Below are 18851 nucleotides of genomic sequence, written 5' to 3' on the forward strand. Positions count from 1 at the left end.
TACAAATGAGACATACAGGTACCGTAAAATGGTATAATTCTACTAAGGGTTATGGTTTTATAACTCCTAAAGATAGCAAAAAAGACGTTTTTGTTCACAGTTCGGCACTTTCTAATTCAGGAATAGATGAGCTTCATGAAAATCAAAAAGTTGAGTACACATTGATAAAGAAGAATGATAAAACTTCTGCTGATAACATTGTAGTTCTTAACGATTAGTCGTTACATTTACTATAGCATCAATATTTTAAATATTTACTACTGAACTTGGTTTGACAGTATAAGTATCTGTTTTTTGAAGTGCATAAGAGTAAATTTCTGATTCAAAGTGGCAAATAGTTATTGCAAAACAATCAGTAGTAATATATAAGAATATATCATTTTTACTAGTTTTTAGGTGTATAAAATTATGACGGAATTAGCGTTAATAGGTGAGGAAAAAAAAGGATCAGGAACTGGTTCTGCGAGAGCGTTAAGAAAAGAAGGAAAGATACCGGCAATAATTTATGGATTTGATGAAAATCACATGATTAGCTTGATTTATAAAGATTTTTTGAAAGAGTATCATAAGGGAAATTTATCATCTAGGCTTTTAGAGGTAAAACTTGGTAAAAAAATTCTAAAAGTTATATCTAGAGAAGTGCAAACAGATCCTGTTACTGATAATCCCATTCATATAGATTTTCAATTAATAAAAGAAAATATTCCAATCAAGGTTTCAGTTAGGGTTAAGGTAATCAATAAAGACAAATCTCCTGGAATAAAAATAGGTGGAATACTCAATATTGTAAGAAAGTATATAAGTTTGAATTGCATACCACAAAATATCCCGGAGTATTTAGAAATTGATATTTCCGGTTTCGAGATCGGAAGAAGCGTCCATATAAGTGATTTGATACTGCCAGAAGGAGTGGTACCAGTTGATAAGGATAACTTTACCGTTTTAACAATTGCAGGAAGAGTTGAAGAAAAAGAAGAAGAGAAGAGAGTGGGTGATGAAGCAACTGAAAATAAAGAACAAAAAGCATAAGTAATTAAATAAATGCAAGTTAAGATAGTAGGAGGAGGCTTAGCTGGTTGTGAAGCCACTTGGCAACTTGCACAAAGAGGAATAGAAGTCACTCTTTACGAGATGAGGGGGATAGAGAGTACGTTTGCGCACAAGACTGATGGTCTAGCGGAATTGGTATGTTCAAATTCTTTGCGTTCTGATGATCCAAAAGTAGCAATTGGGCTGCTTCACCAAGAAATGAGAAAATTAGATTCGTTAATCATGAGTTCTGCAGATACAGCTAAAGTTCCTGCAGGTTCGGCATTGGCGGTAGATAGGGAGCTATTTTCCCATATAATTGAAGAAAAAATAACTAATCACCCTAATATTAATTTAATTAGAGAGAGAGTAGATCGTATTCCTGAGGGAAATGTGATAATTGCGACGGGTCCGCTTACTTCAGAAGTTTTTGCATCTGAAATTTTGAGAATATGTGAAAATGAGGATTTTTTAGCATTTTTTGATGCAATTTCTCCAATAATTTATAAGGACAGTATAAATTTTGATATAGCTTGGTTCCAATCTAGATATGATAAAGGAGATGGAAAAGACTATATTAATTGTCCAATGACGCAAGAGGAATATTATAAATTTGTTGATAACTTAGTTGAAGCAGAAAAGGTGGAATTTAAAGAATGGGAAAAAAACACTCCTTATTTCAATGGATGCCTGCCTATAGAAGTTATGGCAGAAAGGGGGAGGGAAACTTTAAGATTTGGTCCAATGAAGCCAGTTGGGTTAACAAATCCACAAACTGGTTCAAGAGCATATGCAGTAGTTCAACTGAGACAAGACAACAAAGAAGCTACATTATACAATGTTGTTGGGTTTCAAACAAAAATGAAATATGGTGAGCAGCAAAGAATTTTTAAAACAATTCCTGGCTTAGAAAATGCTGAATTTGCAAGGCTTGGAGGCATTCATAGAAATACTTTTATAAATAGTCCTAAGGTGCTTAATGCTAATTTGAGTATCAAAAATAATTCAAAACTAAAATTTGCTGGACAAATAACAGGTGTAGAGGGATATGTAGAAAGTGCTGCTATAGGATTATTGTCAGGTTTATATATGTCATATGAATTAAACAATAAGCCAGCCCCTATTATTAGTAAATATACGGCCTTAGGTGCTTTAGCCAATTATATTACCGATGAATCCCACGCTATAAATTTTCAGCCAATGAACATAAATTTTGGCTTATTTCCTGATATCAATACAAAAAAGGGAGAAAACAAAAAAGCAATACAAGTTGAAAATGCTATGGTTAAATTTAACGAGTGGAAATCAAATAATAGTATCTGATAACTCATGAATATCTTGCTATTTTTAATTCCTCTGGCATTATTTATCGCATTTTTAGGTGTATTAGGTATATTTTGGTCAGTTAAAAATAATCAATATGATGATTTAAAATTAAATAGCGAAAAGATACTTTACGATGAATCAGAAGAATAAGGTGAACGAACCTCTATGAGACTTATACGGGGTTAGTTACGCATAGTACTCTGGAGTTTCAAAAAGCTCTACATTAATGATTAAAAGGATTATACAGAGTAATAAGAAATAATTAATTTTAAAAGCCAAGAAGCTGTATCTCTGTATATAAGCGGTATACAGAAGATTCGTAAAAAACAAAAAAAGAGTAATTTTTGATTAAATAAGTAATTCGATTGGAGCCAGAAAAACGACCGTTATTCTGATTAGAAGAAAATATAAGATATTTATATTGGAACTCCAGAGCGCTATGCGTAACTAACCACATCTTTGGATATATCATATGTTTTTAAAATCTTCTGAACAGTACCAGTACCTATATTTAACTTTTTTGCTATCTTTAACATAGACATACCACCAGCTCTTAAGCTTAATACATCTTGAACTTTTTCTTCAAATATTATCGGTCTACCTAATTTAGTGCCACTTATACCGGTATCTATATAATATTTATAGATATCCCAATTAGATTTCTGAGCTACTCTTTCCAGTTGTAATTTTTGATTCTCAGTAATTTGATCATTTTTTGAAACTCTCAAATAAAATGCAGTAATTTTATTTTTAGAAGTTTGATTACTATTCTTCTTATACTGCGCTTTGGCCATTATATACTAAGCTTTAAATCTTTATAGAATCCTTCATGAGTTCCTAAAGATAGTAAATTATAGTGTGTGTCATAATTATAAGCTAATAACGTTATCTGATTAATCATATTAAATTTATAAACCTTAACGCCATATAAATCCCCTTTTTTAGCTGAACCAATATGTGGATTTTTTAATATTTCTCTAACAGCTTCATCTAACTCTTTTTTCTAATTTGTATATAATTTTTGACAATATGTGTAGCAATTATCAGTTTAATGTGCCATAATGGTATAGAATTAATAGCTATAGTTGTGTTATGAGCAATTATGAAAAAGCAGGTTATACAACGCAACATATAAGTGACAGTGCTGATGGAGAGTGCATCGAAGGTCAATCGCCTGATGATAAAATAGAGAAGGAGACCACTATACACGTTGAAGCTAACAATGAATATTTCAATAGAGATGCCAGAGAGATATTTTGTACAAATGAAGATGAGATATTATCTATTATTTATGAGAGGTCTAATGAGGATGGCATACTAGGCTCGCTAGATTTAATGCTCTATTTGTCTAGTAATGGCAGTAACCATGGTGAAAATCTAGACCAGAACTTTGGGGATGAAGAATCAAATAGGGGCGATTATTTAGATGGTAACGACAGGGTCGTAAATGAGGACGATTATTTAGATAGTAACAACAACGAGGAGGGAACCACACTCTATGGCTGTTTCTCTAGTATCTGCGCTTTATTTAGTAGTCAATAACATAAGCCTGCCTCTCTTATTGCTGAACTCATCACTGTTTATAATATGTTTTAACTGCTCGGGGGTTACTAAAATTTGATTTCCCTTATTTCTTTTTATTTGGTCGTCTGGAAAATTTGATTTAATTCTAGCATTCAATGTGTGTTTTTTGATGCCAGTGATATTAGCAATTTGCGATATTTTTAAATTTTTCACTTGTTTAACGTTTTTATAAATAATTACTAATTTATCGTTAAAGTAATAATTATACAAAAAAACGTCAATATTTTGTTTTAAAAAAACTTAATGTTTAGCATACAGTAATCAATTGTTTGCTGTATGATTTTTTGGCTACTCTTTAGAGTTCGGTTCCCTATGATTATTTTCTATATTCTTAATAGGGTTTTTTGTATGAGATTTTAATATACTCATACTATACTCTCTGTAAAATAGATCATCCTTTAATTCTTCTGCTCTTTTTCTATAATTTATACTACCAAAATATTGCTCTAAATCTTTATAAGAATTCAAATAGTTATCTTTACTATTTAAAAATTTTAAAAGCTGAGGAATATCATCTTTCATGATTAAATTCATATTTATAAACTCTAAATAATGTCGTATTTCAGTAATTATAAACTCATTTTGTGCATTATTATCTAATTCATATAATTCATCTAATTCAGCAGTCCCTAACAAATTTTCTGCCCAGGCCTGAATTTGCTCTTTAGTGATTAGATTATTTTGCCAATCTATTATTTTTTGACCTATTTGTTCTACTGTTATCATTTGTAGCTCAGTTATTTATATTTATCTGGAATTTTCTTTAACTGCTCCTCCAAATTCCAGTTTGCTGGCTTGCTTTTTGGATATGACCATTCTGCCCCTTCATCTAACCATTGTTTACGACACGCTTTCGTTCCTTCTATCTTAAAATCCTGATAACCTGACTCTGCTCCACTCTTCAATTTAATTACTTTATAATCATTCGCACTCATCTCATAATTGCCTAACCATATAACTGACCCAGGCATAAAGTTTATATCTTTGTGTGGTTGGACTCCAAAATATCCCTTACCTCTCACATATATCATTCCATTTATAAATAGACTCCTTCCCTGATACACTTCCAATCCTAGATATTCTTCAGCTATTAGTAATGAACCTCCGTCATTATAATACTTTGCTAATGATTTTATGCTAAGCTTACTTTGACTTCCTATCACTCCATAATGATTAAACTCCCCCCATTTATTTACAACCTCTATCAATCCTTCCCCTTGGCTTAATATAGTACTTTTCTTTCCATTTTTTTCTCCTAGAGTTAATTCACCAAAAATTACATGTACATTTTTACCTGCTTTTATTTCTCCTTCTATACTTCCCTTTCCTTTGTTATGATCAATATATATTTCCCATCCCTTAATTCTAGCGTCGTCTAATAATTTAAAATTTTCTTCACTTGCATCAAAATATATACCAATCTTTCCTTTTTTATTTTCTATGCCTCCTATTATCTCTAAATTATGCGTATCTATAATTATTTCACTTTTTGAAGCAACCTTACCAGTTTTTGAAATATCTTCATCATCATATATGATTATTGCTCTTCCCTCATTAATATTAATTTTACCAGAGATAATCTTGATATCCTTCCCACTAGCAATAGCTATCGATTGGTTTTCTTCATGCCCGTCTAGTTTTCTTGCTGCAATATCTAATTTACTATTATATCCAAGATCAAATTTCACTAATCCTGCAGTAGACGATATTAAACCTTCTTTACCAATTGTAATATTTTTAAAAATATTATTATCTAAATCTCTTTTAATTAAGATGCCTTTGCCATCACTGATTATTTTGCAATCTATAGCACCCTTCTCACCTATTAATATCTCTGTAAAACTTGTTGTTGATAAAAGAGCGTTTTTTGTACATTCAAAATACTTGGTCTGCAATATAAGAGTTTTAGATAAAACCTTTCCTACCAAAGTAATTTTGTTGCCAAATAATTTTGTATATAAAGAATTACTACTATCTAAATCACCAATATAAAGCTCTTCTTTAGCTTGGAAAAAAAGATTTAAATTATTATCATTGCTATGTATTTTTGCATTTATCCAAGATATCTTGCTATCAAATTTTAATAGTAGCTCTTTAGCGCCTACATTATTTTTGATATTTATAACATTATTTAGACAGCTAGTACTTATATCTAGAGAATATTGACCCTGTTCATTAAGTTTTTTTAGGTCATTTAATTCTATATTTCCTTCATAGCAATCATGCAATTGATTTATTAATTGTTCCCATAATAAATTTTGCGGTATCGTTTCAAAATCTATATGGTTATCAGTCATTTATTACTCTAGCTACAATGTAATTTTTTTTATCGTAAATTTGTAATTTCTTTTATAAGTCTTCATGGCTCCCTTGCTCATTTTCTGTATTTAATACTTCTGTATCCAGTTTAATATCTAAATTCACATCTTTAAAATCATCTCTATCTTCCTTTAATTTTTCATTTTCTTTTTTTAATCTTTCTATTTCTAACTGCATACTCATCATTTGTTCTGCTATGTTATTGTATTCATCGATTTTATCTTCTTTCAATTTTATAGTTGTTTCTTGCTTCTTCAATTTCTCTTCTTGATCTTGTATTTTTATTTTTGCTGCTTTCTTTTCTGCCTCAGTACCAACCATTTCTTTCTTTAATTCTTCAAGCTCTTTAAGCGTTCCTTCCATTTCTTGCGTTTTTTGCTTATATAAATTCAATACTCCGCCATATTCACTTGATTGCTCAATTTTTGCTTTAACTTGCTTTACTATATCATCTTGCATGCTTTTGCTTTTTATTAAATCATCTACTTTTATACTCACACCAGCTGTTGATAGTATATTATTAGTAAACAACTTTAAAGTGTTAAATTGAGAAATAACAGTTTTTGTTACAGTATGGCTATCGCACACCTTACACGCTTTTTGTATTGTAATCTCATAATTTTTTTGAACATTCTCGCGGCTATGATAGCTCATATCTACCTCTATATAAATTATCACTACCACAATTTACATCTTGCAAAAGTGTATCTGCACTTAGATTGTTATTATGATCCTTAGTAATAACTGCTTTGATTAAGGTTTTCAATGAATCATCAACTCCTTTTTTTAAAACTGCCTCAAAATAGTCAATTCTACTTTGGGCAAATCTTATTTCAAAATTAGTTGCTGCCATAATATCATAATTACCTATTTCAACCTTCTGTACCACGCTATTAATAAATAATCATTTAATCAAGTCTTTTTATTCTTTCCTCCCTACTTCTTAACCACTCTGGTACAACCCTTTTTATAGTCAAATCATAAAGAAGAAATAAGTATGGTTTTTGAAATGCTAAATCAAATAGAAGAAAATGCAATAGCATCAGCTTGCTCATTTTTATTTCTGGTCATTCCTAAAGATATTATATTTTTACCCTCTTTTTTATTTATCTTATCCATCAACTTTGAAATCTGTTCTAATTTATTTTTCTCTTTCAGATTACAATCACTATTATTATCAAAAAGAGCTAACTGATCATTTTTTTGTTTTGTTAAATTTACAAATGATATAGATATTTTTTTGATATTAAGGTTAGTTTGATTGTTAATGAGAGAATTCCACATAGATTGCATTTTATCTCCAAGAGAAAAATCATCGCATAAAGAATGAAGTTTTTGATAATTTCTTAAATTATTCTTGTTTGTTAGACTAAGCTCTATATTAATGCCATTAGCATAAAGTTCTTTTTCCCTAAGTCTAAATGTAGCAGTATGCAATAATCTTTTGGCCACCTCATATGCATTTTCTGGATTTCTCATTTCTGGAGGAAGGACCTGACTATTTCCTATTGATTGGGTATCCTTTTTCTCTTCAGGCACATTATATCCTCTTAGTAGATAATAGTACTTTTCACCAGCTATATTGCCAAAAGCTTTTTTTAAAAAACTAGCATCTTTATTACAAAGGCCTTCTACTGAACTTATACCATGAGATAATAGCCTTGTATAAGTAGAAGCTCCAATGCCAGTTAAGCTTCTAAGATTTAATGAGTAGAGTTTTTGAGGTAAATCGTTTCCCTCAAGTACAACTAAACCATCTAATTTTTCTATTTCTGTTGCCACTTTAGCCAAGAATCTATTAGGCGCTATTCCTATGGAACATTTAATATTGTCCCCAATATTATTTATTATACCTTTCTTTATCTTATGCGCCAATTCAACTGCATTTTGTTTTAATTGAAATTTACCTGTCAATCTTCCTGCACATTCATCAATAGACAGAATATCATCAATATAAATGTGCCTATCTATCTCCTTGAGTATTCTATGATGATACTCTCTATATTTATCATGATTTGATGTAACGCAAATTAGATCCGGAATCATTTGCTTCGCCTTACCTACGTTTGTACCAGTTTTAACTCCTAGTTTTTTTGCCTCAGCACTTGCTGCGATTGCACATGTTGTACCAGAATCAAGTGGTACCACAATAAGTGGTTTGTTTCTATATAATGGATTATGGTGTTGCTCAACAGTTGCAAAATAGCTATTAATATCTAAATATAACCAATTGAGAGTGAGATTATGATAGCTATCCATTACTATATTATAAATTACTTATGTAAAATAGATGATAAAATATAAATAAATTAATTGTTAATATGAATCAGCATAAGTAGGGAAGAGCGAGATATATCTATTTACATTGTTGTAAGAATCACCCTCATCATTCTCAAAAAGTAACAATCTATTTAGTTCATTATCATATTTAAGTGCTAAAAAAGCGCCCGGGAAAAAATCTTTTTTCTTTTTAAATTGAAAAAATTCATTATCACCCATGCAATTTTTATCTATAATAACTGGCTCACCGCTGTTTTGAAGGAGGCTGCATTTTTTTGGTATCATTAATTCCTTTGCCACCTTTTCACTAGTGGTGCGAAGTTCCATGATTTTACCACTGGGAGTCCAAAGTGTTGAGTTTGACATATTTATTTTTTTGCCACTTTTTAGACTTTCTAAATTTTCTGTTAATAGAATGTAATTTTTTATTTCAAAATATTCTAATTTGTTTAACCATGACGATTTGCAATCACTATTATTATAAAGTGTCATTTTGAAGCTAATATAGCCACCACCAAAATCTAATATCTCTATGATAAATGATTTATCTTCAAACCCATCTAATAGAGATATTTCCTTGGTGGAATTTTCACACTTACTTCTAAATATATTTTTTGGTTTATTATCTGGTTCATTGGCTGAAAGCGTATTAGTTATAATAAATAAAAATAGTATTAGCGGTACAACTGTTTTTAGTACATTTTTTAACATATATTTTCCTCTATTTTCCGAATTCTAATATGCAATAGATATAAGCAGCATTCTCTTCTACATATTTCTCTGGCATTAACCCAGTTGATAATAACGAAGACATTAATGATGCATATACTTCATCCGCTCCATTTATTTTTTCATTAAAAGTTTTAGGAGATTTTATTCCTGTAATCCCTTGTTCTTTCATGATTAACCCAGAATCTTTAGCTAACCTTCTTAGTTCATCAAAAGTTGTAATATGATAATAAATTTCATCACCAGATATTTTGATATCACCTTCTTCTACTGCATCACCTAATCTTTTGAAATCCTTTTCAGCACGCAATTTATTATATTTTTTTTGTGACGTTTTTAACCCACCTAAGGAAGGAACATCCAAAATAATCATTCCTCTTCCATCAAGAGAATGCGCTAATGTTTTTAACATTTGAACCCTATTTTTATAATAAGGTATATGCATAAAGGACCCATACATAGAAAATATAACATTTATATCTTTACCTATAATATCTGTTATATCTTGTCCGGCGCTGTTCACACTTACATGTAATAAAGTTACAGTTATATTATCTTTTTTTAAATCAAGGGCCTTATATGCTTTAAATTCAGTAACTTCAGAGCTATTGATGAAATCCTGGCTTACGTAGGATTTAAATCCTTCAGCTACCAAAGTCTTTTGAAAATTTTGCAAACCAACCTCACTTATATCATAAGCTAAGAATTGTATATTTATTTGAGGATAAAGATTTGCCAACTTTTTAATAATATAAAAATGCCTCCCATCGCCTGCGCCGAAATCTAATATTTTTAACTCATTCAATTTTTCGTTATTAATAACATCACTGATATTATTAATTAATATACTGCTTTCTCTAGCTGACAGAGCTCCATCAATGTATTTGCCGGAGGAGTATTTTACGTTATATGGGTTTATATTATGTGGCGAGATCAACTTTCTAATATATACAGCCCCTAATAACACAATGATAGTTACTACACTTATCATGACTATATTTCGCCATTTGTTTTTTGATTTCAATTTCATACTTTATTAATATCAACTATTAGTATTTATTCTATACAACCCAATTTAGCACTATACCAGATTTATTTGCACTTTAATTGAACTACCTTCCTCCATCATATTCAAAATTTGATACCTTACCTGTTTCTGGGTCTAAATCATAATATCCTGTCGCCGCACCTACAACTAGCCATTCTTCTCCTGTTTTTGAATCTTTATTATAACCAATATGCCTATAATAATCCTTATGACCTCGAGCAAATATCTTTTGCTTTTCTTCTGGAGATTGTTTTTCTAACCATTCTAGCCAATGTGGACTTTCCTCTATTTTCCAAAGAAGCGTACCATCATCTTTGTAGCACCAGATATTACATCCTGCGTTTTCTTTGGGGTAATTTTCTTTTAGAAAATTCCAAGATACAGCTATAATTACTTTATTATCATAAATAACATAATTCCTTGTTTCTTTTGGAAATTTTACTATATTTCCATTAATACTTACTTCTGTTGCCCATGGATCTTCTCCAAGCGCATATACCTCTTTCCTCATTTTATATCTCCCTCTGGAATTAATTGTTTCTCTCCAAACCATTTATCTCCCAATATTCGTGCTACTCACAAACTCACTCCCAAATGCATCTGCAATTGGCTTCACCACCAAGGCAACTCATAAAAGCTACTAGAACTTACTTCAACAATCTTATTGTTTTGATCAGCATATAAAGCAATTCTATAATGCTCAAAAGGATGTAAAGAAATAAAATTTGTATCGTAATAACAAGATCCAACAATTACATATTTTTTTCCCTCAGCAGAAGGTTTGTATGTATGGCAATCAGCGCCAGATAGCTCCAAAATTTTTATACCAGCTTCCAAATTACTCCCAATGGGGAATTTTATTTCCGCAGCTTTTTTAAATTCTTCTTCTGTTTTATATTTCTCAAATTGGAATGGCCTGTTGTCAAACATTTCCTGAATTCCAATTTTGATGATTAAAATTCCAACAATACTCAAGAATAAATATTTTATTATCCTGCCTATTCTCATTATTTTCCCTCCCTCATCGCTTGTAATTCCTGATTATATTTAAGTATGAAATCATCCAAAGGACCATTATAAAATCTACCATTTATACCTGGTAGATCAATACCTTCAGGAACTTCAATCTTAAGTCCCATTGCGTCATAAATGTGTTTTTGCACAGTGTTACTATTTGCTCCCAAGCAATTATCAGAAAGACATAAGTCATAATCAAATCTGCGCATTGCTGCTTCGTTTCCGGAGCATCAATACCTTGTAACCTTATTCTTAGCTCATTATCTAGCACTAGAGTATCACCATCTACTACCCACTTTATCACTTACATATGGCCTATCATGAAGATCACAGCCGTATATTTGATAAATTAAAACTCCTAATATAACCAATAATCCAAATATACTAGGCTTTTTTATATATCCTAGGATATATTTTATTATTCTTTTTTGTGTCATTGTTATACCACCCTCCTTACCAAATAAAAAAACCAAATCAACATTTTTAGGTGTTCTTCCACACGAGCCCGTATACAAAACTCCCAATTCTAACCTGGGTAGAGCCAAATTTAATGGCTGTTTGAAAATCTGCACTCATTCCCATACTTATTTTACTTATGTTATATTCTTTTGCGATTTTATTCATATGGCCAAAATAAAAAAATGCTGGACCATCTGCTGGCGGTATGCACATTATTCCACTAACATCTACTATGTCTCTTTTAATTTTAGTAAAAACCTCATCAAATTCCCTCAGCATTATTCCATTTTTATGAGGTTCATTCCCAATATTGACCTGAAGAAATATTTGTATTTTCTTACCTATTCTTAGTGCTTCATCAGTTATTTTACGAGCTAACTCAACAGAATCTACAGTTTCTATAATATCAAATAACTTTACAGCTTTTTTTATTTTATTAGTTTGTAATTTACCAATCAAATGAAGCTTAATACCAGGGTGAATTTCTTTAATGCTAGACCACTTATCTATAGCGTCCTGGACTTTGTTTTCACCAAAAACTCTTTGCTCAGTATTAGTAATTATATACTCAATTTGGCTACGACATAAGTGCTTTGAAACCAAAAGAAGTTTTGATTCACTTTGATATAGCTTATTACAGTCCTTAATCCTTTGAATCAGTTTCCTGTAACTTTGCAATAATATCTCATTATTTTGCATGTGTAATTAAAGAATAAACTTACTCAAATCCTCTGCTATATTAATTGAAGATAAACTCTTCTCAACAAATTTAGAATCTATGATTATAGTTTTGCCTTTTATTTCGTCAGCAGTAAAACTCACTTCTTCTAAAATTTTTTCAAGCAAAGTACATAATCTTCTAGCGCCAATATTCTCTATTTCATCATTTATTTGTGTAGCATGTTTTGCAATACTTTCTAATCCACTTTCCATAAATTTTAAATTCACTCCTTCTGTTTTTAGCAACGCACAATATTGTTTTGGTAGTGAATTTTCTGGTTCTTTAAGTATTCTCAGTAAATCTTCTTTAGATAATGGTGACAACTCCACTCTAATTGGCAATCTACCTTGCAATTCCGGCAATAAATCAGAAGGTCTAGCCAAATGGAATGCTCCTGATGCTATAAATAGAATGTGATTTGTTTTTACAGATCCATACTTTGTACTTACTATTGTACCTTCTATTAATGGTAATAAATCACGTTGCACACCTTCTCTATTTACTTCATTTCGTTTATTTACTCCACCACCTGCAATCTTATCAATTTCATCTAAAAATACTATCCCATCTTCTTCAGTAATTTTTATGGCCTCGTCTATAATTGCTTGTTCATCAATTAATTTTTCTGTTTCTTGTTTAATTAAATGTTTGATAGCTTCTGATACTTGTAATTTTACTAATTTTTGTTTTTTTGAACTGAAAGTTTTTCCAAGCATGTCTCCGATATTTAACATACCCATTTGACTTCCCGGCATTCCAGGTATGTCAAATGTTGGAATTTGAGAATTTTTATTGAATGATTCATTAATTGAAATTTCTACTTCCCTATCATCCAATTCCTTAGCATCAAGTTTTTTGAAATACAATTCCTTCGTTTTTTCTGATGCATCTTTACCAACTAAACTATCTACCAATTTCAATTTGGCTTCATGAAATGCTTTGCTAGCTACTTCTACGTTAAATTTTTCTCTAACGAGCTTTATTGTAATATCAAGCAAATCTCTAATAATTGAATCCACATCACGACCAACATATCCTATCTCTGTAAATTTTGTTGCTTCAATTTTTATGAAAGGAGAGTTTGAGAATTTAGCTAATCTTCTTGCAATTTCAGTTTTACCAACGCCAGTTGGACCAACCATCAATATATTATGAGGAACTATTTCATCTCGTAAATCATTAGCAACCTGCTTTCTACGCCATCTGTTTCTTAAGGCAATAGATACTGCTTTTTTGGCATGATTCTGCCCAACAATATATCTGTCAAGTTCTGCAACTATTTGTTTAGGAGTTAATTCTGTCATATTTTAGCAATCTATTTAGGAGCCATGATGATAGAGATATTCTTTCCTTCTTTTTTAATATCTAATTCAATTTTAGCAAAATTCAAAGCTTCTGCCTTAAACTTCTCAATAATATTCATTCCAACATCCTCGTGCACTATTTCCCGTCCTTTAAAAAATAATGTTACTTTAACTTTATTTCCATCACCTATGAACCTTTTAGCATTATTTAATTTAACATTAAAATCACCAACTGCAATATTTGGTCTAAGCTTTATTTCTTTTATTTCTACTGTCTTTTGTTTTTTCTTAGATTCATGAAACTTTTTTCTTAGCTCATATTTATATTTTCCAAAATCTAAAATTTTACAAACTGGTGGTTCTGTATTAGCTGAAATTTCTACTAAATCTAGCTTTCTTTCTTTAGCCAAATTTATACCTTCTTCAACTTTAACTACTCCCAACATTTTCCCGTCACTGTCAACAAGACGTATTTCCTTAGAATCAATGTCTGAATTAATTTTTATATTAATAGATTTTTTTGATATAACTAGCTCCTTTTTTGTTTAATTTCATCTAACAATTTATCTACAAAATGACTTAACTCAAGTACTTCTTGATGCTTATCACCTAATTTTCTCACAGATACAAGCTTCTCTTCTTCTTCTTTTTTTCCTAAAACAACGATTATTGGCACCTTATTAAGAGAATGTTTTCTTATTTTATAAGTAATTTTTTCATTATCTAAATCAACTATATGTCTGATAGCGTTCTTTTTTAATATTTCTGAAACATTTTTAGCATAAGTTGAGAGCTCATCAGTCACTGTGATAACAGCTATCTGGATGGGTGCAAGCCAAATTGGTAAATTACCAGAATAGTGCTCCAGCAAAATACCTAAAAATCGCTCTATTGAGCCAAATAACGCCCTATGAAGCATTACTGGCCTATATTTTTTCCCGTCACTGTCAATATAATTTGCATCTAGCCTTTCTGGCAAATTAAAATCTACTTGTAGCGTTCCCAATTGCCAATCTCTACCTATCGCATCTCTTAGAACGAATTCTAATTTTGGACCATAAAACGCTCCCTCACCTTTATTTAAAGTATATGGTAAATTTTGTTGCTTAACGGCATCTAATAATGCTTTTTCTGATTCATCCCAAACTTCATCTGTGCCAATTCTTTTTTCTGGTCTATCTGAAAATTTAACCTTGACGTCTTCAAAACCAAAGTCCTTGTATATTTCCTTAATTAATTTGCAAACGTTAATGCATTCTTCAGTCATTTGCTCAGTTGTACAAAAAATATGAGCATCGTCTTGGGTAAATGCTCGAACTCTCATTAGCCCGTGCAAAGCACCTGAAGGCTCATATCTATGCACTTTACCAAATTCTGCTAGTCGTAGCGGTAGATCTCTATAGCTTTTAATACCCTGATTATACACTTGAACTCCACCTGGGCAATTCATTGGTCTTACCACATACACCTTATCTTCTTCTATAGAGTTTGCGGTAAACATATTCTCTCTAAATTTTTCCCAATGACCAGATAATACCCAAAGATTTTTATCCATGATCTCCGGAGTGCTTATCTCAAAATAGCCATTATCATTTTGTTTATTTCTTATATAATTAATCAGCCTTTGAAATAAATCCCATCCTTTTGGATGCCAAAACACCGCTCCTTGAGCCTCTTCCTGAAAATGAAACAAATCAGATTGCCTACCTAACTTTCTATGATCTCTTTTTTCTGCTTCTTCAAGCATTGTTAAATATTGCTTTAGTTGCTTTTTATCAGACCAAGCAGTTCCGTATACTCTTTGCAACATTTCATTTTGACTATTACCTCTCCAATAAGCTCCAGCTATCTTCATTAATTTAAAGGCCTTAACTACTCCAGTATTTTGAGAATGGGGTCCTTTACATAGATCGGAGAAATTACCTTGGGTGTAAATAGTGATTTTGGCATCACTAGGAAAGGAATTGATAATTTCAATTTTATATTTTTCTCCATGAGCTTGAAAAAAGCTAATTGCCTCATCTTTTGTAACAATTTTTCTAGTGATCGCAAGATTTTGATCGATAATTTCTTGCATTTTCTTTTCAATTTTTTCTAAGTCTGCTTCATTAAATGGGGTAACATTTGCAAAATCATAATAAAATCCGTTTTCAATAACTGGACCAATCGTAACCATAGCTTCTGGATGCAATTCTTTCACGGCTTGTGCAAGTATATGAGCTGCATCATGCCTGATAATATCTAAACCTTCAGGAGAGGAGGAAAATACAAAATCCACTTCACTATTTTCATTTATTACAGTTGATAAATCTTTGACCTCATTATTAATTTTTATAGCGAGACAGCTTTGTCTTAAACTTTTATCAATTTCCTGAAGTAAATCTACTCCTGATATTGAATCATTATATTTTTTAATATTTTTATTTAGCTTGATTTCAAACATCAAATAGTGCTTTTATTTTTAAAGTTTACGGTATGACACGCATTATATGAAAAAATTTCAATTACCTCTAGCATTATTTTTTATTTTAGTTGCCATATACCTATTTGGTGATTTTTTACCGATAGTTATTAAGGAGCTATTTTTAAGTATAAGCCTCATATTAAAATCAATTTTATTGTTTATACTACCTTTTATTATTTTTTCTTTTATAACAAGTAGCTTGCTTTCACTAGAGGGTAATGTTGTAAAATTTACAAGTCTTTTAATTTTATGCATCTTTATTTCTAATAGCATTGCGATATATATAGGTTATTCTGTTGGAATCACATTTTTAGATTTTTTGATAACTCAAAATAGTAATTTAGGTACCAGTAGTATATTGATGCCTCTTTGGAATATAAATATTCCACCTATTATCAGTAATGGTAAAGCTTTGTTGATAGGCTTTATTTTCAGCATTATATTTTCAATTAAGAGAAATAAACGAATTGAGAATTTTACTAAGACTATTAGTAACATTTCGACTGTATTTCTTAAGAAATTTTTCATCCCAATATTACCTCTATTTGTGCTTGGCTTTGTGATAAAACTTCAGCATGAAGGTGCGTTGGAAAATGCAATTACAGTCTATGGTAAGGTACTTTTGGTAATAGTAATTACTCAAGCAACATATTTATTCTTATTTTATTTTATAATTTCAAAATTTAATATAAAAGAATGTTTAATGTATTTTAAAAATGTGTTCCCAGCAACTTTAACTGGATTCAGTACAATCTCAAGTGCGGCTTCAATGAGTGTCTTGTTAATCTCAATGGAGAAAATTTTTAAGAATAAATCAACATTATATAAAGCCATAGTTCCAGCTGTAATCAACACTCATACCATTGGTAGCGCTATAGGTGTTACCATATTGACATTTGCAACTATCAAAACATTTAATGCCCCAATGCCTACATTTGAATCTTTTGTATTTTTTGCATTCTTATGTGCACTCTCAAAATTTGCAGTAGCAGCTGTACCTGGTGGCGCTCTATTGATTATAGCCCCCTTGCTTGAAAAATATCTGGGATTTTCATCTGAAATGATTGGAGTCATAACAGTTGTGTATTTATTATTTGACCCTTTTGGTACGGCTACTAACGTTACAGGTAATGGAGGTTTCGCAATTGGCTTCACTAAAATATTTAATTTTTTGAATAAGAAAAGCAAACAATCGTCATAATAGTTTTTCAAGCTTTTAGTATTCATCTTTTAGCTTGAAGTTAATTTATATTAATTTTATTTTTAATTCTTGCGACCATATTATGTTAACTTCCTGAATAGTGTCTTAGGCACTATAGTTAATAAAAATTCCAAAATTGAATTATTGATATGTGGAAAAAACGAGGAAGACCTAAAAATATCACTCCTGTAGTTAATAAAGGAACACCTGAATTACAAGTAAAACGCCAGATGAATTTAACAACCGAGCCACTAGATATGTGTCTTAAAAAGAATATTATTGATATTGATCAACATAGAAGTGGTATTAAATTAAGATGGTTTTACACAGTTATTTTTGAAGCTCCCACAATTCAGTCTAAGTTAGTAACATTAAAATTTTTTAAAAGTAAAAATTATGACGAAGTTTTTTTGCAAAATTTAGAAAAAAAATATTACGAGATATTACTGCGATTAAAAGAAATTTATGCACATAGAATAGTTATGAATATATGTATATATAGTGAATTTCCAAAATTTTTGGCTTTTTATAATTATCATGACGCTCAAAAAGAAAAGTTTATAGAGGGTATGACTTTACTAAATAAAGAACTGGGTAAATCATTATATTGACGTTAGAAAATTGTGAGATTAGTAGGGCAAGGTAATAATATTAAAAAGATTAAAGTTTTAATAAGTAATTCTATCATCAAAAACAAAACACCCACCTTGCCAGGTTGAATTTGGATTTTTTTGATTATCTTCTAAGTATTTGATTATTCCATCCTTTAAATGGTATACATTTTCAAAGCCTAGTTGCTTTAAATACGCGGTGGATTTTTCACATCTTATCCCGCCAGTGCAAAACATTGCTATATTTTTCTTTTTATCACCCTCTTTGAGATTACCTTTTAGCCATTTTGGGAGTTCGGTAAAATGATGAATATGAGGATTAATTGCTCCTCTAAAAGTTCCCATTGCGTATTCATAATAATTTCTAGTATCAATTACTATGGTATCATCTTTTTTCATAAGTTCATCCCACTCCTTAGGAGTTAGATATTCACCTTTTTGTGATAAATCTAATTCCTCTACATCAAATGTTACTATCTCCTTTTTTATTTTCACCTTCATCTTTTTAAATGGCAAAATCTCAGCAAAACTTATTTTAAATTTCATATCTCTAAAAAGATTAAACTCCTTTAAGTAATCACAAAATTTATCTATTGAGTTTATATCTGCAGACAAAGTCGCATTTATTCCTTCAGTAGCTATTATGATAGTGCCTTTGATACAATATTGATTGCAAAAACCAAGCAATTCAGTTTTTAAGGATTGAGCATTCTCTAAATTTACAAACTTATAAAAAGAAATGATTTTATATTTTGACAT

25 protein-coding genes and 1 pseudogene are annotated in these 18851 nt (G+C 30.6%); 7 read left to right on the plus strand and 19 right to left on the minus strand.

Annotated elements, in window-relative coordinates:
* Positions 1-5: 5 nt before the first annotated feature.
* The 4 genes from N3Z17_RS01200 to ccoS all read left to right on the plus strand — a co-directional run bounded on the left by N3Z17_RS01200 (position 6) and on the right by ccoS (position 2505).
* Positions 6-218 carry a cold-shock protein gene (locus tag N3Z17_RS01200; protein WP_282472199.1) on the plus strand — a complete coding sequence of 71 codons (213 nt, stop codon included), beginning with the start codon at positions 6-8 and terminating at the stop codon, positions 216-218.
* Positions 219-408: 190 nt separating this feature from the next.
* Positions 409-1029 carry a 50S ribosomal protein L25/general stress protein Ctc gene (locus N3Z17_RS01205; RefSeq protein ID WP_282472200.1) on the plus strand — a complete coding sequence of 207 codons (621 nt, stop codon included), beginning with the start codon at positions 409-411 and terminating at the stop codon, positions 1027-1029.
* 12 nt (positions 1030-1041) lie between these two features.
* On the plus strand, positions 1042-2352 hold the full coding sequence (trmFO, locus tag N3Z17_RS01210; RefSeq protein WP_282472201.1) for a methylenetetrahydrofolate--tRNA-(uracil(54)-C(5))-methyltransferase (FADH(2)-oxidizing) TrmFO: 1311 nt from the start codon (positions 1042-1044) through the stop codon (positions 2350-2352).
* 6 nt (positions 2353-2358) lie between these two features.
* On the plus strand, positions 2359-2505 hold the full coding sequence (gene ccoS, locus N3Z17_RS01215; protein WP_282472202.1) for a cbb3-type cytochrome oxidase assembly protein CcoS: 147 nt from the start codon (positions 2359-2361) through the stop codon (positions 2503-2505).
* A 287-nt stretch (positions 2506-2792) separates the two neighbouring features.
* Here ccoS and N3Z17_RS01220 read toward each other — a convergent pair whose 3' ends face one another.
* Both N3Z17_RS01220 and N3Z17_RS07585 read right to left on the minus strand, forming a co-directional pair.
* Complete coding sequence (locus N3Z17_RS01220) at positions 2793-3149, minus strand: recombinase family protein (RefSeq protein WP_282472203.1); 357 nt, start codon at positions 3147-3149, stop codon at positions 2793-2795.
* A pseudogene (locus tag N3Z17_RS07585) lies at positions 3149-3346 on the minus strand (type II toxin-antitoxin system RelE/ParE family toxin); the annotation flags it as partial. The gene N3Z17_RS01220 and the pseudogene N3Z17_RS07585, both read right to left, overlap by 1 nt.
* A 101-nt stretch (positions 3347-3447) precedes the next feature.
* Here N3Z17_RS07585 and N3Z17_RS01225 point away from each other — a divergent pair.
* Positions 3448-3897: a hypothetical protein gene (locus N3Z17_RS01225; RefSeq protein WP_282472204.1), complete on the plus strand. Its 450-nt coding sequence runs from the start codon at positions 3448-3450 to the stop codon at positions 3895-3897.
* Here N3Z17_RS01225 and N3Z17_RS01230 read toward each other — a convergent pair.
* From N3Z17_RS01230 to thrS, 16 genes are all read right to left on the minus strand, one after another.
* Complete coding sequence (locus N3Z17_RS01230) at positions 3880-4092, minus strand: hypothetical protein (RefSeq protein WP_282472205.1); 213 nt, start codon at positions 4090-4092, stop codon at positions 3880-3882. The two genes, N3Z17_RS01225 and N3Z17_RS01230, sit on opposite strands and share 18 nt — an antisense overlap.
* A gap of 135 nt (positions 4093-4227) precedes the next feature.
* Positions 4228-4665, minus strand: coding sequence for a hypothetical protein (locus tag N3Z17_RS01235; protein WP_282472206.1), 438 nt, complete (start codon positions 4663-4665; stop codon positions 4228-4230).
* 11 nt (positions 4666-4676) lie between these two features.
* Positions 4677-6236 carry a cupin domain-containing protein gene (locus tag N3Z17_RS01240; RefSeq protein ID WP_282472207.1) on the minus strand — a complete coding sequence of 520 codons (1560 nt, stop codon included), beginning with the start codon at positions 6234-6236 and terminating at the stop codon, positions 4677-4679.
* Positions 6237-6288: 52 nt separating this feature from the next.
* The gene (locus N3Z17_RS01245; protein ID WP_282472208.1) at positions 6289-6912 is read right to left on the minus strand and encodes a hypothetical protein; all 624 of its coding nucleotides are present in this window, start codon (positions 6910-6912) and stop codon (positions 6289-6291) included.
* Positions 6899-7147: a hypothetical protein gene (locus N3Z17_RS01250; RefSeq protein ID WP_282472209.1), complete on the minus strand. Its 249-nt coding sequence runs from the start codon at positions 7145-7147 to the stop codon at positions 6899-6901. Before N3Z17_RS01250 ends, N3Z17_RS01245 begins: the two co-directional genes overlap by 14 nt.
* A gap of 128 nt (positions 7148-7275) precedes the next feature.
* Entirely contained in the window at positions 7276-8517 is a 1242-nt protein-coding gene (locus N3Z17_RS01255) for a Y-family DNA polymerase (RefSeq protein ID WP_282472210.1), read from the minus strand.
* Between the two features lie 57 nt (positions 8518-8574).
* Positions 8575-9249 carry a hypothetical protein gene (locus N3Z17_RS01260; RefSeq protein WP_282472211.1) on the minus strand — a complete coding sequence of 225 codons (675 nt, stop codon included), beginning with the start codon at positions 9247-9249 and terminating at the stop codon, positions 8575-8577.
* 10 nt (positions 9250-9259) lie between these two features.
* The gene (locus N3Z17_RS01265) at positions 9260-10297 is read right to left on the minus strand and encodes a hypothetical protein (RefSeq protein ID WP_282472212.1); all 1038 of its coding nucleotides are present in this window, start codon (positions 10295-10297) and stop codon (positions 9260-9262) included.
* Positions 10298-10379: 82 nt separating this feature from the next.
* Positions 10380-10868, minus strand: a complete 489-nt coding sequence (locus N3Z17_RS01270) for a hypothetical protein (protein ID WP_282472213.1) — start codon at positions 10866-10868, stop codon at positions 10380-10382.
* Between the two features lie 59 nt (positions 10869-10927).
* Positions 10928-11323, minus strand: a complete 396-nt coding sequence (locus N3Z17_RS01275; protein ID WP_282472214.1) for a hypothetical protein — start codon at positions 11321-11323, stop codon at positions 10928-10930.
* Complete coding sequence (locus N3Z17_RS01280) at positions 11323-11541, minus strand: hypothetical protein (RefSeq protein ID WP_282472215.1); 219 nt, start codon at positions 11539-11541, stop codon at positions 11323-11325. The genes N3Z17_RS01275 and N3Z17_RS01280 overlap by 1 nt, the downstream gene beginning before the upstream one ends.
* Before the next feature lie 69 nt (positions 11542-11610).
* Positions 11611-11769: a hypothetical protein gene (locus tag N3Z17_RS01285; RefSeq protein ID WP_282472216.1), complete on the minus strand. Its 159-nt coding sequence runs from the start codon at positions 11767-11769 to the stop codon at positions 11611-11613.
* A gap of 46 nt (positions 11770-11815) precedes the next feature.
* Positions 11816-12490, minus strand: a complete 675-nt coding sequence (locus N3Z17_RS01290; RefSeq protein ID WP_282472217.1) for a YggS family pyridoxal phosphate-dependent enzyme — start codon at positions 12488-12490, stop codon at positions 11816-11818.
* A gap of 6 nt (positions 12491-12496) precedes the next feature.
* Complete coding sequence (gene hslU, locus N3Z17_RS01295; protein ID WP_282472218.1) at positions 12497-13816, minus strand: ATP-dependent protease ATPase subunit HslU; 1320 nt, start codon at positions 13814-13816, stop codon at positions 12497-12499.
* 11 nt (positions 13817-13827) lie between these two features.
* The gene (infC, locus tag N3Z17_RS01300) at positions 13828-14343 is read right to left on the minus strand and encodes a translation initiation factor IF-3 (protein WP_345799032.1); all 516 of its coding nucleotides are present in this window, start codon (positions 14341-14343) and stop codon (positions 13828-13830) included.
* 2 nt (positions 14344-14345) lie between these two features.
* The gene (thrS, locus tag N3Z17_RS01305; RefSeq protein WP_282472219.1) at positions 14346-16259 is read right to left on the minus strand and encodes a threonine--tRNA ligase; all 1914 of its coding nucleotides are present in this window, start codon (positions 16257-16259) and stop codon (positions 14346-14348) included.
* 46 nt (positions 16260-16305) lie between these two features.
* Between thrS and N3Z17_RS01310 the strand changes: the two genes are divergently transcribed.
* Together N3Z17_RS01310 and N3Z17_RS01315 are read left to right on the plus strand one after the other, a co-directional pair.
* Complete coding sequence (locus N3Z17_RS01310; RefSeq protein ID WP_282472220.1) at positions 16306-17481, plus strand: cation:dicarboxylate symporter family transporter; 1176 nt, start codon at positions 16306-16308, stop codon at positions 17479-17481.
* Between the two features lie 149 nt (positions 17482-17630).
* Positions 17631-18092 carry a hypothetical protein gene (locus N3Z17_RS01315; protein WP_282472221.1) on the plus strand — a complete coding sequence of 154 codons (462 nt, stop codon included), beginning with the start codon at positions 17631-17633 and terminating at the stop codon, positions 18090-18092.
* A 57-nt stretch (positions 18093-18149) separates the two neighbouring features.
* Here N3Z17_RS01315 and trhO read toward each other — a convergent pair whose 3' ends face one another.
* On the minus strand, positions 18150-18851 hold the full coding sequence (gene trhO / locus N3Z17_RS01320; RefSeq protein ID WP_282472222.1) for an oxygen-dependent tRNA uridine(34) hydroxylase TrhO: 702 nt from the start codon (positions 18849-18851) through the stop codon (positions 18150-18152).

Origin of the sequence: Candidatus Bandiella numerosa (assembly GCF_029981845.1) — a bacterium.
Lineage (GTDB): Bacteria > Pseudomonadota > Alphaproteobacteria > Rickettsiales > Midichloriaceae > Aquirickettsia > Aquirickettsia numerosa.